Origin of the sequence: Bradyrhizobium guangxiense, from assembly GCF_004114915.1 — a bacterium.
Taxonomy (GTDB): domain Bacteria; phylum Pseudomonadota; class Alphaproteobacteria; order Rhizobiales; family Xanthobacteraceae; genus Bradyrhizobium; species Bradyrhizobium guangxiense.
In genome coordinates this window covers 131,087-148,243 of sequence record NZ_CP022220.1, presented here as the reverse complement: position 1 = coordinate 148,243, position 17,157 = coordinate 131,087, and the positions used below count along the sequence as shown (strand labels likewise).

The following is a 17,157-nucleotide window of genomic DNA, read 5'->3' as shown; positions in this document are numbered from 1 at the left end:
CATTGTCATCTGAGGCAATATGGGGGGCAGTTTTCCATGGCGCGCGACACATAAGGAATGCGGTATTTGCCGCTTTGCGAGCAAGACCGTTCCTGTGCCGGGATCGCTGGTCGATTTCTTGGCTCCGCGGTCCACCAAGGCTTCGAGGTTTTCGAGCCCACCGAGCTTGCGATAAGTCGGCCCCGTACCGTATGTGCGATGCTTTTCCAAAGTTCGGCGGACAGGCCGAGAAAGCGTGCCGCTTCGGGGCTCCGCAAGTATCGCGGCGGCAGCCGGCGGTGGTCTGGCATTTGAGATGCTCCCTGCTCTTCTGGAGGGCTCGCGCGGCTGATCGCGTGCCGACGAGCATGATGGTGTGGAGTAGAAGAGCGCTTAAGGGGATGCCGAAGATGCGGGAATGATTTCGGCACCCCTGCTCTGTTCCTTGCGAGATGACAGGCAGAGCACGGCCGTGTCTCTTTGGATGCAGAGGCCGTTGGCCGGTTAAGCCATCAATCCACGGTATGGATGTGCTCCATCAAAACTATTGAGTTTTGCCGATCCTACGAATGGCGGATATTGGGTTCAGATGGCGCACTTAGACATCGAGATGAGCTACCGTCTTCTTTGGCTGGCGAGGGAATGGCATCGTGGCGGCTCGAAGCGACGGGCTTCCGCGGTCGCTTTGCCGCTTATTTCCGATAAACCACGGTATAGCTTTTCTGATGGTCTCAATATGGCTTAGCTCCGCGCGGCGGGGCGATGCTTGGAGGCTCCGGCCCCGAAAGGAGCTGGGCGCAGCCGATCTCAGGTGCGGTGCTGTGGCTGGCTAAATGGATTGAATTCATGGCACCCAGATCATGCGAAACAGGGATAGGGTCGTCTTCCATTTCCGCTACGAATGGGATCGATGAGAGTTACGGTCTATCTGCAACAAACCTGAACAACGGGCAATCTACGTACGCATTGCCAATCGGAGATGGCGCGCGTCCATCCGAAGCGCGCAGTAGGCGCTCATGCAGCGAACAAGCCAAAGCTGCCACAAGGGCCATCGAATGTTGTCGCGGCATGATGTCATCCTCGCGGATGTCACGTCATCTGAGGATAGGGATGGTTGACCCTATCTGGATTGCCATTGCTGGTGTTGTCTCTTTCTACCGGACGAAGGTTTTAAGACGGACGCTCGGTCTGTCCAAGATAGGCTGTTGAATGATGAACCGCGATGTAAGCCATGCGCCTGCGGTGTGCTTTTTGCTCGGTCTTCCCCGCTCGGGGACGACGCTGCTAGCGCATTTGCTGCAGCGGCACCCGGATATTTTGGCTCCGCCTGAACCGTGGCTCATGTTGGCACTTGAGGCCTTCGGTAAAGTCGACCACCGCCACCCAGCCGGCGCATCATTGGTTCAAAGCGCAACCTCGCAGTTCTTGGGGCGAATAGATCGGATGATCGTTACCCGCGCTTTTTCCGATGCAGCTTATTGCCAGTATTTAGCTGCTGCAGGCAAACGCACTCTCATAGACAAGACGCCGCGCTATTGGACGGTGCTCGACTTTTTGGATTCCCTTTATCCGGAAGCACCGCGTCTCGTTCTCATGCGTAACCCCTACGCCATCGCCGCATCACTGAAGACGACATGGGGCGTCCCTCTGCTGGCCGCAAGTTCCCCGCCCGCCATCGCATCGTGTCTCGCCGATATCGCGTTGGGCCAGCCCACGCCCGCGATCGCATCTTCTCTCGCAGATCTTGTCCTGGGCCTGCCTGCGCTAGCAGCATACCGCAGTCGACCTCAGACGCAGGTGGTCCACTATGAGACCCTTGTGGCGCACCCCGATGACGAAATTCGGCGCGTGCTTGCCGGCCTCGGTTACACTCCGACCGAGACGGGATCGGCGCGGGGGGGGCAGACGGACTATCTCCGCTCCAGCACTTTCGGAGATCGCAAGATCCTGGAGCGAAAGGCCGTCGATGACCGCTCAGTGGAGGCTTGGCAAACTGACTTGAGCATCGAAGAGATGCAAGTCGTGACCGACCTGGTTGGGGCGAAGCTCTTGACAGAGCTCGGTTATGAGCGGGATTTTCAGTACGCAAAGCAAGCCGGCGTCGTCGATAGGGGGCCGGAAGCAACCCAAGGCTATCGCCACTTATTTCGGACCTGCTGGGATTTTCTGGACGGCAAGACGGGAGGATCGTTCGAGCTCCCCGCCGAACTCAATAATAGTGGTGGGCAAGCGGAGGAACACGCCGCGGTTGCTTTCGCAGCCTCAGTGTTTCAGCAAGCGCAACGTCTGGCCGCCACTAAGAAGGAAGAGAATCTGCGGGTGGCAAATTCAATCGCGGCGCAGTTGAACGAGGAGCTCACGGCGGTCGTGTCCTCGGAGGTGAGGCGACAGCTTGCGCCGGCGGGCCGACGATAGGACAAACGCGTGACCACCGCGCGCCCGATCGCCCCACCGGCCCACAGGTCCCTCCCGCGCGCGCTGCTGCGTCGCTTGACGTGCAGTGGGAGCGAATAAGTCGAGGTAGTCGGTCATGATGTATCGCAGCGAGGTGCGCGTCGCGGCGGCGCACGCGGCGCAGGCCCAATCTCGACCATGCGGCCTCCGCAGATGGGGCACACGTCGAGGCGGTGACCAAGGAGGATGGCGCAGCGCTCACGATAGTCGACAGCTTCGGCAGGCGGAGGGGGCTGCGGGGCTTCAAGTGCCGCTCGGATGCGCGCGAGTTTGGCGGCGCGGCAGGCGTTCGCCAGGAAACCAAAATGACGGATGCGGCGGAACCCCTTCGGCAATATGTGAAGCAGAAAGTGACGAAGGAACTCCTCAGTGTCGAGCGTCATTACTTTGGATTTGTTCCCGGCGCGATAATCTTTCCACCGGAAGCGGACGTGGCCCTGCTCACAGGTAAGAAGCCGGCCGTTGGCGATCGCAACGCGATGAGTGTAGCGCCCGAGATAAGTCAGAACCTGTTCTGGTCCGCCGAAGGGACGCTTGGCGTAGACGACCCACTCGACCTTGCGGAGGGCGTTTAGATGGCGGGCGAATGCCGCTGGCTCGACGAGGTGCGCGAGATGGCCGAACAACTGGAGCTTGGTGCCATCGAACGCCGCCTGCAGGCGCTCCAGGAATAGCCGACGATGCAATCGTGATAGCACGCGAACGGGAAGGAAGAAGCCGGGGCGACAATGAACCCAGCTTCCATCAGGAGCGATCCCGCCGCCTGGTATGCCGGAATTTCTCCGGTCGAAGCTTGCGGGCTCGTCAATCCGTGCAGTGTATGAACTCTACCAGGCTTGGCGTGAGCAGCCCAACGCCGTCGAGACCATATGTGCAGCACAGGAGAGCTTCACCGACGCCCACGCCCGCCAGCTGGCTCGCAAAATTCGTAGCGGAGTTGGGGGCTCCCATGCTGATAGCGAAGGTGCCGCTGGAGCTCAATCGGCGCGAGGCCCGATCGCACCGCAAGTAGCATTGCGACCCATAGAGAGAGACCGTGTAACGGCGGCCGCGGAGAAGAGCTCCAGGTCTTCCGTCCATCGAAATGAGCGAATGAGTTCGTCAGTGACGATCAGAGTGCGCCACCAAGATCGCGCGGGCTGTCTTCTCGTCGATCGGCTCGCGTCTCAAGGCTCACGCCATGCCGTGCTGTTGGTCGATGGCGCAGAAGAAGTGGAAGAGGTGCCGGCATCGACCATCACCATCGAAGAGATCATTTTCGCATGAAGCTGGCCTTCGACTGTCTCCTCAGAAAGACCGCTGCGCTTGGCATGCCGGCGGAGCGGATTTCCCATCCGAAGGATGGCGCGTTAGCGCAGCAGCCGGAGGCCGAACGCGCCCCCCACAGCGCCGTAGAGAGGCCGGAGGCTGCTGGTAAGCCGCGGTCCACATACCCGGTGCCAATGTTGCCGGTCTCCACGCGCGGCGTTCGTGGAATAAGAGCACCGGGGCTGACGGCGGCGCCATTCCCGGAGGAATTCTGCGCATCGATCGTCGGCTGGGTTGGATCTCACCTGCAGCAAATCCCGAGCTTTGAATGCCGAGCCTGTTGGTTCGAACCAACACGGAGGGAGTGGAAGGATTCGCTTTTTCTAGTGCAGGATAGGCTTCGCGCCAGCGATGTATTAGATCGCGATTGGGATTGGAGTGCATGGCTCTGATCTCGCTTCGCGTCTCTGACGAAGTCGCTGCGGAGTTCTCAGCTTTGGCAGCGACCCAGGGCGGCAAATCCGCGCTCTTGCGGCGTCTCATTGCTGAGGCACTTGCTGAACCAGTGCCGCGCATCTCCGTGCTGCCTGTCGGGCGACCGGAGAAGGTGACGGTGCGATTTCGCGAGAGCGAGATGCGGCAGCTCGCGGAAGTGTCACATCAGCGCGGCATGACCCGAACCGGCTGGATCGTTGCATTGGTGCGCTCGCGGTTGGGATCACCGGTGCAGCATTCTCCAGGCGAGCACGAGGCGCTCCGCGCGATTGTTCGCGAGCTCAACCAGATCGGCGGCAACATCAATCAGATCGCGCGCGCAGCGAACGCCAGTGTGCTGCAGGGCAGGGCGGTCGAGCCCGATCTGTCCGCAATTCAAGAGGCCCAGTTGGTCATCGAAAAAGAGCTCGCGCAACTACGCAATGCGCTGCACGGCAACGCGGATTATTGGGATGGGCGGCGATGAGTCGGCGCCATAAGCCGCGGCCGGCAGACCTGGCCTCCGAGCTTCCGCCGATCTCATATGTTTGGGAAACGCCCAATCGGCGCCCGCGGCGGGCCGAGTGGGATATCCCCGATCCGGCGGTTCCTAGTCGCCTGACGCCGGCTATGCGCGCGAAGCTCGAACGGATCGTGCGCCGAGCGCCAGAGGTGATGGTCAAGATCACCGGCCGCACCAAGGACGTGGCGCATCTCAAGTCGCACCTTGCGTATATCACGCGAAACGGCGAGCTCGATGCGGAAACAGAGCAGGGCGCGAGTCTGGCCGGTCGTTCCGGATTGAAAGACCTACAGCAACGCTGGGAGGATGATGCCGGCCTTGACGACAAGCGCCGCCGTGATGGGTCGCTTTCGATCAACATCATTCTGTCGATGCCGGCTGGCACCGATGCCGTCGCCGTCAAGGATTCAGCCCGGGCATTTGCCATCGAAACGTTCGGGGACAATCATGACTATGTCTTCGTCCAGCACCTCGACGACAAACATCCCCACGTGCACTTGACCGTCCGGTCCCTGGGCCACGACGGCAAGCGTCTCAACCCTCGGAAGGCAGATCTGCAGGCTTGGCGGGAGCGATTTGCTGGCGAACTCCGGCTTCGCGGGATAGCGGCCGAGGCAACGCCGCGGCGAACCCGCGGGCGAGTTCAAAAGGCCGATCGCGGGGCGGTGCTCGCTATGCGCAAGCGAAAAATCGTACCTGATGTCGACCGGCTCGCCCGGAAAGAGGGGCTTTCGGAGGGGAGGGGCGGCACGACTGCAAAACGTCCTTGGGACGAGCAGATCAAGTCACGTCAGGATGCGATCCGGCGGCGATATCTCGATTACGCAGCCGAGCTGCAGCATTCTGGAGCGGCGGCAGATCACGCGCTCGCGCGCCAGGTTAGGCAATTCGTGAACGACATGCCCGCCGTTGAAACCCGGCGGCATGCACTAAAGAATGAGCTTTCGGAGCTCACCAATAGCCGTCGCCGCAAGGCAGAGCAGGGAATCGATGCCGAGTTGCGCGGTCACAAGCGAGACGATGAGCGGACGAGGTAAGGCGCCCGCGCGCTCCGCCAACCGTTTCATCGGTTGGCACGTAGATGTGCACTGGCGGCTTGTCATGTTCCTCGAGCGCGCGAACAGCATTGGAGCCGTCAACGGGAAGTTACACCCCTATGGAGCGGCTGCCCTGAGGCGCCTAGGTCCTTGAAAGCTGGCTGATAGATCGTGCATTCTTCGAATCGGCCGTCTCGCCGGACCTGCCACAGGGTCAAAGTGGGCACTATTTCAAATCCTTGGATCGACCGTCATATCCAGGTCGGTGCGTAATCTGTGGACATCGGCCGCCGATATGAACAGGTGGATCCTTTGACCGCTATCCCTTTGACTGAATCTGCGCTCACGTCCGTGAAGCGTGCGGTTAGGCAGGGCTATCCGAACTACAAATCATCCCATCTGACCGAGGCGATCGCAGCCGCATGCGGCTTTGCAAGTCATGCAGCGCTGCGAGCCCGCATGTTGGAGCGTGCACCGGTGCATCCGGACTTTGCATTGCTCGAGGAATTGCCGTTCCTGAGCCGGCTCGCGGCGATGACGGGTGTTCCGACATCGGACGAAGACCTCCGCGGATTCTCCTTCGATCGCCTCAACTACGAGGGTGCGGACGTGATTCCGACCGCGTCCAAGGGGGTAACCAAGGTGAAATACGACGGGTCCCGCAGGCGGCGGGCCTGGCGCAATGTGATGGTCGCCGGGATCAATGCTGGCATCGACCAGGGATTGTTTACGCCGCGTGCAGGAGAAAACAGCTGGCCGCTGCTGGATCCGAGGTACGGGGACGATGGTCGAACGTACCGATTCATGATCGAGGATATTGCGGCGATTGCCAGCGTTCACGACGCGGATTGGGACGAGCTATCAATCCACGTTGCTCTGTGGCCTGCGATCGACGGCGAACGCTGGGTCCGAACGGCAAATGGCGGTTTCCTGGCGGGCGAGGTGTTTGCATCCGGATGGCTTGAGCGCCGTGACGGAGCGTGGCTCCAGGTGGGAGATCACCCCGAGTTTGGTTGTCGGAAGCAGCGCCTGGACCTGATCGCCGCGCTGGATATTCGGCCCAAAGGTTATGCGGATCGCGGCAGCTTTAGGCTTTGATTACGAACGAGGTGCGGGCTGCACGACAGTGCCAAGAAGGAGACGCTTCGCTCTCTCTACGCCTTTGCGTGCTGCGCGCCCCGACTGCGGGATGCCTGTGAAGGCGGCTGTCGGGATCAGACTGATGATGCCGGCGAAAAGTGAGTTTCCTCGGTGGCGATGATGTGCCAGTACGGAGAGCGACATAGTAGGCGCCGGGCAGGAGATGTGTGCTACCGGTGTCGAGGACCAAACGGCTGCCTGGATGGATGATCTGCAGGCGATCGGCAGGCAAGTCTCGCCACCGTGGCGACACGATCAGCACGACGGCGGTCGCCGGCTGACAGCCTAGCGTCTCAACAAGATAGACTTCGGGAAGCCGCGTCTCGTGGGCTCGATAGGGGCCAGATGCCACCAAAGCGGGCAGCGGCCTCTCAACTGGACTCGAAGCCGGCCGCTTTTCGGGCGGCGTGAAGTCGTTAGCCCGATCCGTGTCCCGCTTGTTAAGGCTCCTTCATCCCCGATCTTTTCCGACGACCTACCCCTTCGGGTTGGCCCTGCCCGTCGATTTCAAGGAGTCGTTTGCCCAGCTCCTTCTTTAGAGCGTTGCGATCGCCACCGGACAGGGGTGTTGGATGGTGGTTAAGCGCCATTGAGTAACAAACCGATCGCGAGCGGATCCTTTAGGAGCTCTTGAAAGATAGCCAGCAGCCATCCTCCTCGTAGCGCGCGCTACGATTCTGACATGTCCGATCGGCCGACTTCTGCCCGACGTCCTTCCAGACTGCATGCTGATCGAAAGACCCGACCGCATCTGCCTTTTCGGATCTCAACGATTCGACTGCAGCGCTGGCAGGTCACCCGCAAAACGTGACGAGGGATCTCCGATAGCCGTCGCTGCTGAATTGGCACGCCTGGACTCGTTCCGACGCTCGCGTCAGCCAGGATTGAATCCCAATACTCTTGCGGTAAATCTGCGTCTGAACCGACGGAATGCGATGACGACGACCGAGTAGCGGCGGTCCATTTTTCAATCTGTTTTGGTGACGGCATTCGCCAACTCGCGCGTCGGGACGACACTCCCGCGGAAGGGGAGGGGGACAAAGCAGGTTCTTTTTTCTGACATATTGTCAAAATACGAAGGACAAATTATCAAAACGGATTTTACATAATGACAAGTATTGAGCTGACTGAAATTTTGACATTTCTGGGCCTCGACCTGGCCGAGGCTGCGCAACTGTTGGGAGTTTCGACGCGAACGCTTCGAAGATGGATGGAAGGCGAGGAAATTCCCGGTCCGGCCCAAGCCGCTCTGCGTGCCTGGCACCAACTCCACGCGCGGCACTTGGCTTGGAAGCCGGACGCCATTTCCATATTCGAGAACGACCAAGCTCAGCTCGAGCGTGCGCGACTTCATGCGCGAGAGGTGAGCGGGCTGATCAAAGCGGTCGAAGCTCGCGGCGGGCCGCAAAATCCATGGTCGGTCAATATCGCTAAAGGCGTTGCGACGTTCGGTCCTTTTGAGATCGGGTTTTACAACCTGCAAAACGGAAGCTTCTCTCTCAGCGGGTACCGCCGCAAAGACAGCTCGCCGGACCTCGTGCGGGACAGGCCGTACCTTGAAGATGCCGCGTACAGCATCAGCATGGCTTTTTCAAAGGCCGGCGAAAGCGAAATTGCGCTGGACAACGTCGCGGAGTACGTCCGAAAACATTCGGCCGCGTTTGTTGTCGATGGCCCGCAGCGGCTGTCGCCTGCGGACTCCAAACGCCGCCAGCGGGACATCGAATTACTCGCCGGCAAAATCGATGAACTGGCGAAGCTTGCCGCCAAGGGCAGCGCCAATCACCTTCAATTTGAGGAATTACTGCATCAACTCCACGAACTCGGGTTCTTCCCGACTATCGATCTGGTTTCAGCAGTAGCTAAGGCTATGGTCTAAAATATGAAGAATTCAGTGAGCGTTCCAGATCTTGGCGCGCGAGGTGAGAATGTGTTCATCGGTTGGTGTGAACCGGAAGGGTTTCGTGCCCAGAAATCACAGGCAGACCGTCTCGGCTGGGACTACCTCCTTGAAGGCGAGCCTTTGCGGATGAAAGAGCGTCCGCTTGATTCCCAGAACGATCTTCCGAAATTCTTGATCCAAGTGAAAGCGACAGAAGGATCTCAGCCGCCGAGGATCAAGCTGTCGGCGCTCAAGCATCTCGTTGATGCTGACCTGCCGGCGGCGATCGTCGTCATGTTTTTCGTCAAAGACGGGCGGACGCCGATTCGCACTCTCCTCGTCCCGGTCGATCAAAAAATGATCTACGACACCCTCAAGCGGGTTCGCAGCGAGGAAGCCAAAGGAAAGCGGAACATTCACAGAATCACGATTCTTGTGCCACTCGATCGTGCGGTAGAATTGTCTCCAGCAGGAGAAGGGCTGGCAAAGGCTTTAAACGGAATGCTCGGAGGGGCACCTGCCGATTATATTGCAGGGAAGGTCGACTACCGCAAGACTTGCGGTTTTGATAACAGATCCATTGTCGGTCGATTTTTCGTTCCAGGAGAAAATGCGGGCGAAAAGATCGGTCAGCTCTTTTTGGGTGGCCCTCGCACGCTTAAGGTGACGGACCTGACGATTGAGCGACGCCGGTTCGGAATTCCGCTCGACAATGATCGCGATGAGTTTCGGGAAGCGGTGCTGGAGCTAAACGTATCGTCATCGATGTCAACCACGGTTGAACTTTCTTCGGAAGCAGGCGAGTGGACCTCGGTAGAGCTCGAGATGTTCGTCACTCCGATATTCGATGGAAAGCTCGGGCCGGTGCGACTTGCAAACAACTTCCTTGAATTTTTGATCGACTTTCCGAAGGCGGAGGCGAACCTAACGCTCAACTATGACGGTGAACGAATTGTCGACCTGGAGGAGGCGGTCGCCATCATCGAGATTGGCGTCATACTGGCCAGGCCGCAGAAATCGATAACGCTCCGTTTCAAGGGAAAAGAGCTCAAGTTGGAAATGGCACCAGGCGAAGGGCCATTTGCGCATTGGATTCCGGCCGCGCCAGTTCTTCGTAGGATTGTATCGGCGATGGTTCGGGCAGGTCGGCAGACAGCGCGCCGCTTTAAATTTGCCGACTTCGTCGATTGGGTTGATACTCACATCGAATTTCTTGCCGTAGCATCAACGCCAGGCGTCAATATCATCTTCAACCATTGGCCTGACGAAATTCAACTGACTTCTGACGATGCTTTGTTGACGCCTTTTTCGCTCGAATGTTTTGGGTCGTGCTATACGGCGCTTATCGAACTTCCGATTGTATCATCGAGCCGCTCGGAGCCGGAGGTCACGCTCATCGGTGGTCGGCCCCATATTGTATCAGAGGTGGTGCGGGCATTGAATGCCGATACGTCTGACTTTGTCGAGAGCGCAGTTGAACGATCGAATAAGGATCGGGGGTCGAAAAGACCGGCCTTTTTCGCGGAGGGATTCTCTAACTGGGATAAGGTCATGCTCTCCATCTCGTAGAGAAGTGCTTATCAGTCACAACGGTGGAAGTACGACCGTAAAAAGCAAGGCCAGCGCAGCCGGCAAAGTCGGCTGAGCTCTCTAAGGCTGGAGACGAGCTTGCGGGGAAAGCAGTCTGCTATTGGGAAGGCAGGTGCTATTCTTTCGATTTCGTCGACACCCTCATCCTCAAAAACTTGGCGCCAGTTGATTGCAATGGTGTCGATCCGATCGATCTCGGCCCTAGCCTCGTCTGTGCTCAGCACGAAGTCCCCGCAACACGAAACGCAGTTAGCAATGCTCGGGCACTTGCTGCCGGATCAGTGTTTCCGTCGAAGCGATCTCATCGCCTGCTGACGCCGGCCGACTTACGCCACTCAACTTAGCGGGCAAGCTGTCATTCGGCATGCAAAATTGGATGCTGAAGGGATCAATTGTGACGCCGAATGACAATAGCGGATTCGACGAACTCGACCTCGCTCTCCGTCTCGTCCTGCAAGCCATTGAGCAATGAGATCACCAGCTCACCTTGTTTTCTCCCGTCGGACTCATAAGGCGTGCGGCAGTCATGGAAACGTCTGATCGAGGAGCGCAGTCTGTTCAATTCTGCGCACTGCCGGTCCAATCGCCGACGAGGGTGGGCCAATCGATCGGACGTGGGTTCTTGCCGATCCAAACGTCCCAGAAATCTGGGTCTGACGATTGCGGCCGATGTGCCTCGGCAAGTTCATCCATCTCCACGAGCAAAGGAATCGGCGTGGCCCATCCCAGCAAAATTGCCTGACGGGATGGTAGGCTAGGTAGCTCCTTTAGCAAGCCCGCCACATTGTCGGGAACGAGACGTCCAACTAGCGCCTGATCGAGGTCGTTTACGATCCGGTGCAGTAGGAAAGTATTGCACTGTGCAAGGATCGTGGGCGAGAGCTCCGATGGGCGTTGTGACGATAGCATCAATCCAAGACCAAACTTGCGACCTTCGCGCGCGATCTTTTCGAACGTCTCGCGACAGAGCTGGGTCGGGTTTTCTGCCGGCCCATCTTCGTTGGCGCCTCGCCGAACAAAGTTGTGTGCTTCCTCTAGAACCAAGGTCGTGGGCAGAGGTTTGCCATCAGGATGAAGCCGTCGGTAGCGCTGCAATGCCTCAAACGTCAGCCGTCCCAGAACCGCAACGACTACGTGGATTATTTCTGAAGGCACCAACGAAAGGTCAACGATTGCGACCTGTCCGTTGGCCGAGGCGTTGCTGCCCACGAACGCGTCAAGCCAGGCATCGAAGGTGATCGCCGGGTCACTTCCAATCACTTGACCGAGTCTCGGGTCCGACATCATGCCGCGGATGCGCATGCCGAGCGTGCTGATGAATCCGGCCAACGCACCTCCCTCCGTCGCTGCTATCCTCTCAAGGTGCTCTGGCAGCATGTGTACGTCGAATGGTATCGGTGCATCTTCCGTAAGATGCGCGATGGCGAAAGCATCCTCTACCAGATCTACGAAGCTCTGCAGTGACCTCCGCACCGCTTCCATGTCCTGTACTGAGAAGGAGTTGAACCAGTCTCCTGACCGACGGGAATTAGCGATAGTTTCGATAATGCTGCTTATCTCTTCCAGAGCTGTCTTGTGCTCACCATCAACGGATTCCGTCATATTGCTGCAGTCTGATGCAATGTTGTCTAGCAGTTCGCCGCAGCGCCGCCGATTGCTTGCGCTGCCAGCGTAGGTCGCGGCACCTTCGGCCAACATAGCGGCGATCATGATGCGATAGGAATACAAATGCCGCCTGACGATAGTTTGGCGAGGCGTCCCCGCCAGCTGCCCGTTCTTTAGTTCACGAAGCGCTTGGAGCAGCAGGGGCCGCTGCGCTCCGGGTCGTGCGAACGATACCGCGGTCCACTCGTGACCGTTCCAGAGCCAGGCCGGCAGACGGAGCGCGCGTTCACCCCTGTTGAGGTCGATGGGCGGGACACGAAACAGGCGGATATTTCCGCCCCTATCTGCAAATGCTTTGGCGTACTCCCCATTAGGATCAAGAATAATAAACCGCGCATTCGGCTGTTCTGTGCCATTCTCAAGAGCGGCCTGCGCCGCATCGAGTGACCAGCGGATCAGCCCAGCGACGGAGCAGGATTTTCCACTACCGGTGTTGCCGAGTACGGCGACGTGCCGCCCGAAGATCTTATCGGGATCGACCATAATTGAGGTATCTGCAGCCAGCGGTGACGAGCCGATGCGAACGCGGCGGTCCTTGTCCTTTGCTCCGACGATAGCTGTGATTTGTTCCGGCGTTGGGATTGGTATCTGATCGCCTACCGAAGGGAACGCAACGATTCCTCGACTCAATTCGAACATACTGCTTCCCTCGCGTCGGTTTCGAGCGACAGACAGGGTGCCGATCGGAGTGAGCGACATCTTCCGCAGAGGGAATGGCAGATCGATCAGGCCGAAATCCTTAAGCCCCGACCGTTTGGGGTACGGCGATCGTTCAATCCCGATCCACGTGACGTAGGCGACGGTAGCACCAGCCTCATTCGGTATCAGCACGTAACTATTGAGCCTTGGGAAGCTCATCGGTGTGCCGGTGTTGAGCGCAGTAGCCTGTGGCGCATCGAGATCGAGCAGCACACGGATCTCATCCGAGGAGATCGACTCGACCGTGCCGATGACCAGTTCAGCGAGCCGTTCGATCGGGGAGCTCACGTTCCTCCTCCAGAGCCCGCTGGCGGCTGACTCGGTTCGGCTGGCGCCAGGCCCGCAGCGGCATCTGCGAAAGCGCGGTTCTTCAGCAAGTCAGACATACGCCCGGTGATGTAATCGAGCGCGGGCTTTGGCAGATAATCGTCGACGAGGTGCTGGAGGCTTCCGAAATGGTTGCCGGCGAGGAGGCTGACTTGTGCAGGACGAGTTTGATTGAGAAATCCCTTGATGCGATCGTCTAGTTCAAAGGCGATGATCACGAGGTGTGCGGACGGAACCGACAGCATATCGAGCAGAACACGGTTGATGTGGTCATCACCGAACCCGTAGCCGTAGGTCACCACCACCGAGTTGGGTCTGCAAGTTGCCGAGGCGAAATCACGGAATAGCTCCGCATAAGGATATTGGGTGGTCTCCACGTCCTTAGCCGGATTAGGATAGATCATCACGGTATCAACTGGAGAATCTGGTAAGCTCGGATGATCGTCGTCGGCACCAAATGGTGTCTCTGACCGATAGATCCGATGCGCGATGGGGTCGAAGCGCCAATCAAGGCTGCCGTGGAGCTTGGTCAGACGGACGACGCCTTCCATAAAGCGCGGCTCACCGCGGATCCCGGGTGGGTTGTAATGATAATCGAGCTCGATCCGAGTGTTGCGGAACAGTGGACGCAAGCTCCCCACAAAGCGATCAATGATCCGTAGCCCCGCTTGATCGCAGCCATGTTCGATCAACCGGTCGTAGTTGGTCGTGAAGATATGTAAACGCTCGCGTGAAGCGGCGCGGCTGACGAAGCTGAGCAGAAATGACTGCACCGTCGCCAGTGCTGATGCACTGTTTGCTTCGAAAATACCTCGCTCGGTAGCAAGCAGTGAGGTTAGGAATGTCGCGATTGCGGAGTTAATGTCGTCGCGAACACCTTGCGCCGACCCCTTATCGATGATGTCAAGACCATCGAGCACAGCAATGGCGCTACGCAACTGATCTTCGATGTTAGCTTGACCGCGACCCATCTTTTTGGCGCTTGCGGTCGCGTGACGAGGATTGCCTTGGCATGTTTCGACTTCCCCGTCGCAATCGCCATACCCGTCGCCTTGACGCCGGCAGCGAAGCCCACAGCAATGGTAAAGCCGCTGCCAAGCAGGAGGTTCAGATGCTCAGCTTGGAATACCGCCGAGAGCCACGGCTCGATCTTTCGGCGGTGTAGCGCGATGAACCGATCAAGTTCGTCTGCGCTTTCTGGGATGCTATCGAAGGTCTCGCTCGATGCACCAACCCGGTAACCGTGCGCCTTCCACTCCATGGACCCTCGCGACGAGTTGCAGGACCGACCTGAGTCCCCGCTAGTAAGTCTTAAAGCAACATAATCAGAGGTTGCAAGGCGGGCAGGTAGTCAAAGTGAAAAAGGTAAGCAGCGAAGCGGCGAGGGGATGAAGGGCATCGAGATTAGCTTCCTCGACTAATCGCTTGAACCGGTGAGGAGACGAGATCTGACGAGGAGTGCCGCTATCCTGGCTCCCTCACGCCTCCAGCTTCAGTCGATCCCGTCCGCCGGCTCGGGTGGAGGCGGCGGGAGCGAGGTATGCTCTCCGACTCGAGCTCGCCATCAGCTTCCGCCATCATCCCACCTTTCGTTCAGGAGCGGCGTGGCTCTCAAGCAGTGGCATATCCAGGCTCGGAATCTCTGGCATGGCTTTGCCGGCGATCGCCTGCAAATCGCCCACCATGCCAACGGTCGACTCCACCACGGCGAGGATCTGAGTTTCGCGCTTGGCCCATTGCCGGCCCATGAACTTGCGTTCCTTGTCCAGGTCGTCGCGCATATCGTTGAATTTCTCAACCACAGCTTCTACCCGCTGCCGAAACTTCGTGCCGGTCAGGTAGTGATAAACCTGCTCCATCTTGGTCTGCTGACCCTGCTGAACGAGGCGCGATCCGCTTACGTCGATCAGCCCCTGGCGCAGCGCCACGGCGACCGGCAATGCGCAACGCGGATGGGCCACCCATACGCCGTCGACTAGGTCAAATTGCTCGACGTGCTTCGGCAGCGCATGAGAGATGATCAGAGCGACGTCGGCGGCGGAACGACGCTGGTCGTCACGCAGTTTGGCAAGCCATCCGTCACTCCATGCCTTGGTTCGCTTGGTTTCCCAAAGGATGATGCCGGCAGGTTTGCCAATGGCGCCATTTACTGCTGAATACGTCCGCCCCAAGCTCACCTTTTCCACCGGCTCAATCGAATCGTCGGAAAACGTCCGCGCAGAAGATCTTCGAGCTCGAGCTCGAGCACTTCCCCTTGGGATTGCTGTGATCCCTGCTCGGCCTGTCGCTTGAGTTCCTCGATCGTTCGAGTCATCGACTCGATAGTCTGGTCTTCTCGCAACGCGCAAGCGCGCAGCCTCGTCGGCTTCGTGCCTGGCCTTGATCTGGATTTCGCTGATTGAGGCCTGCACGCGCTTCTCTATTGTCAGGTCGAGTCGCGCTTTTCCCTTCGAGTGCGCGCTGCTGTCGCATCAGTTCGGCTTGCTGTTTTGGGCCTCGGCAAGCTTTGCGTTGTTGGTAAGCAGGTTGGCTCGCAGCTCCGCAGCTTCCGCTTCCTTCGCCTGCAGCTCGGCCGCGGCCGCCTCTCGCGCCTTCTTGCTTTCGGCCGCGACCAGCTGGGCACGTTCGGCGATCAATCGTTTCGCAACGTGGTCCTCGATTTGCTCGCGGTCCTTAGCGACCTGCTCGCGTTCCAGCCGCAGTGCCTCGGTCTTACGCTCCATCTCTGCATCTTTGCTGGCCAGCTGCTGTTGAAAGCGCTGACGAATTTCAGCGAGGAGGGGAGCGGCCAATGATTCCGTCAACCGGATCTCGTGATTGCAGTTGGGACAATGCAGGGTAGGTTCGTGTGAAGCGCCGGCTGCGGTTACTTTGAAACTCATGAATTCCCCCGTCATCGTAGAGCAGGATTGAACACCATCCGCGCGCGATTGCGATGTCGCCGCTCTCGATGTCCACATCCGCGTCGCCGATATCGACCTGGCCGGGGGATTTTCCACGGAAGGCATCACGACATGTCGACGTAAGGCCACGCCTCAGGGCGAGCCGTTCTATTGGGAATATATTCTAGATGAGAACAAAACAGGATCAAGCGCCAATTGGCTGCGCAGGCTGGTGGAATAACCCTGTCGTTCCATCCAGGCAGCATCGACCAGAAGCCCCTGAGGGAGAGTCCTTTCGAGCTTGTTTAGCTTTCTGTCCTTTTGCTCAGCCATACTAAGTAAATTAGCACTTTTCCAAACCAACCCGAGGGAATCCTCTATTTTACGTAATCTGACTGGGCAAAGACGCCGAAACAGCCGGAAATCTCGCGATGGCTCCTGGAAGAGGCCCATCGCGTGGTGCTTCGCTGCTCCGATATGTTCCGGCGCCGAAATTAGACGGCCGTAAGGAATATGAGTCATATTTCTTACGCGGTCTTGACTTTGTAAGATTTAAGGCGCAAATTTCTTACAAGGGAACCGTAAAATGGCTAGCACAGCGAACCAGATATACGATCGGATGAGCCATGACCCTCAGCCGAGCAAGGTATGGACCGCACGCGATTTTGCGGACACCGGCACTCGATCGGCTGTCGACGTCGCCCTCCACCGCCTCCGGAGTGACAACCGCATCAGGCGCATCGACCAAGGTCTCTACGATCTTGCTCGCACCAACCAACTGACGAAGAAGATTTCGCCACCGGACTACAAGTCGGTGATTCAGGCGGTCGCGAGACGGGACGGCGCCAAAGTACTGGTCGACGGAATAACCGCCGCCAACAACTTGGGACTTACCAACGCCGTCCCGGCGAAGGTGGTCGTGTGGACGGACGCCCGCGTGAAGCCGATCCAACTCGACCAAATGGTCATCGACTTCAAGAAAGTCGCGCCAAGTCGACTTCTGTGGGCTGACCGCCCGGCCGCGCAGTTGGTGCAAGCTCTGATTTGGCTGCGCGACGTTCTTCCTTCGGATGGCGACAAGATCGCAAAGCGCCTCAAGTCCATCCTGAACGACGGCGACGACGGGCACCGCATGCGAAAGGATTTGCAGGACCACTTGGGTGATCTCCCCGACTGGCTCGTTCCTATCGTAAAAGATATCCTCAAGTCCGACGCAACGGCGCCAGATCCGCTCCCGCCGATCCGCGGCCAATGAGA

At 58.5% G+C, this 17,157-nt stretch carries 11 protein-coding genes and 3 pseudogenes; 8 read left to right on the top strand and 6 right to left on the bottom strand.

Annotated features, from left to right (window positions below):
- Nucleotides 1-69: 69 nt before the first annotated feature.
- Nucleotides 70-290 (bottom strand): annotated as a pseudogene (locus tag X268_RS40180) (helix-turn-helix transcriptional regulator); the annotation flags it as partial.
- 898 nt (nucleotides 291-1,188) lie between these two features.
- Between X268_RS40180 and noeE the strand changes: the two are divergent.
- The gene (noeE, locus tag X268_RS35215; RefSeq protein ID WP_283818307.1) at nucleotides 1,189-2,394 is read left to right on the top strand and encodes a nodulation protein NoeE; all 1,206 of its coding nucleotides are present in this window, start codon (nucleotides 1,189-1,191) and stop codon (nucleotides 2,392-2,394) included.
- A 113-nt stretch (nucleotides 2,395-2,507) separates the two neighbouring features.
- Here the strand turns inward: noeE and X268_RS35210 are convergent.
- Nucleotides 2,508-3,203: pseudogene (locus X268_RS35210) on the bottom strand (IS91 family transposase); the annotation flags it as partial.
- 334 nt (nucleotides 3,204-3,537) lie between these two features.
- Between X268_RS35210 and X268_RS40175 the strand changes: the two are divergent.
- The 6 genes from X268_RS40175 (at nucleotide 3,538) to X268_RS35175 (ending at nucleotide 10,306) form a co-directional block, all read left to right on the top strand.
- Nucleotides 3,538-3,699, top strand: coding sequence for a hypothetical protein (locus tag X268_RS40175; RefSeq protein ID WP_232995580.1), 162 nt, complete (start codon nucleotides 3,538-3,540; stop codon nucleotides 3,697-3,699).
- 616 nt (nucleotides 3,700-4,315) lie between these two features.
- A complete protein-coding gene (gene mobC, locus X268_RS40170; RefSeq protein ID WP_237866544.1) occupies nucleotides 4,316-4,642 on the top strand; it encodes a plasmid mobilization relaxosome protein MobC in 327 nt (108 codons plus the stop codon).
- 143 nt (nucleotides 4,643-4,785) lie between these two features.
- Nucleotides 4,786-5,715, top strand: coding sequence for a relaxase/mobilization nuclease domain-containing protein (locus X268_RS35195; RefSeq protein ID WP_245478031.1), 930 nt, complete (start codon nucleotides 4,786-4,788; stop codon nucleotides 5,713-5,715).
- Nucleotides 5,716-5,991: 276 nt separating this feature from the next.
- Entirely contained in the window at nucleotides 5,992-6,813 is an 822-nt protein-coding gene (locus tag X268_RS35190; protein ID WP_232995578.1) for a hypothetical protein, read from the top strand.
- A gap of 1,150 nt (nucleotides 6,814-7,963) precedes the next feature.
- The gene (locus X268_RS35180; protein WP_128929582.1) at nucleotides 7,964-8,734 is read left to right on the top strand and encodes a helix-turn-helix domain-containing protein; all 771 of its coding nucleotides are present in this window, start codon (nucleotides 7,964-7,966) and stop codon (nucleotides 8,732-8,734) included.
- 15 nt (nucleotides 8,735-8,749) lie between these two features.
- Nucleotides 8,750-10,306, top strand: coding sequence for a hypothetical protein (locus X268_RS35175; RefSeq protein ID WP_128929581.1), 1,557 nt, complete (start codon nucleotides 8,750-8,752; stop codon nucleotides 10,304-10,306).
- Nucleotides 10,307-10,885: 579 nt separating this feature from the next.
- Here X268_RS35175 and X268_RS35170 read toward each other — a convergent pair.
- From X268_RS35170 to X268_RS40740, 4 genes and pseudogenes are all read right to left on the bottom strand, one after another.
- Nucleotides 10,886-12,979: an ATP-binding protein gene (locus tag X268_RS35170; protein ID WP_128929580.1), complete on the bottom strand. Its 2,094-nt coding sequence runs from the start codon at nucleotides 12,977-12,979 to the stop codon at nucleotides 10,886-10,888.
- Nucleotides 12,976-13,989 carry an SIR2 family protein gene (locus X268_RS35165; protein WP_232995577.1) on the bottom strand — a complete coding sequence of 338 codons (1,014 nt, stop codon included), beginning with the start codon at nucleotides 13,987-13,989 and terminating at the stop codon, nucleotides 12,976-12,978. The genes X268_RS35170 and X268_RS35165 overlap by 4 nt, the downstream gene beginning before the upstream one ends.
- 606 nt (nucleotides 13,990-14,595) lie before the next feature.
- A pseudogene (locus X268_RS40745) lies at nucleotides 14,596-15,332 on the bottom strand (DUF2130 domain-containing protein).
- Nucleotides 15,333-15,489: 157 nt separating this feature from the next.
- Entirely contained in the window at nucleotides 15,490-15,900 is a 411-nt protein-coding gene (locus X268_RS40740; protein WP_347341921.1) for a hypothetical protein, read from the bottom strand.
- 586 nt (nucleotides 15,901-16,486) lie between these two features.
- Between X268_RS40740 and X268_RS35150 the strand changes: the two genes are divergently transcribed.
- Entirely contained in the window at nucleotides 16,487-17,155 is a 669-nt protein-coding gene (locus X268_RS35150) for a DUF6088 family protein (protein ID WP_128929578.1), read from the top strand.
- The last annotated feature ends 2 nt before the right edge of the window (nucleotides 17,156-17,157 follow it).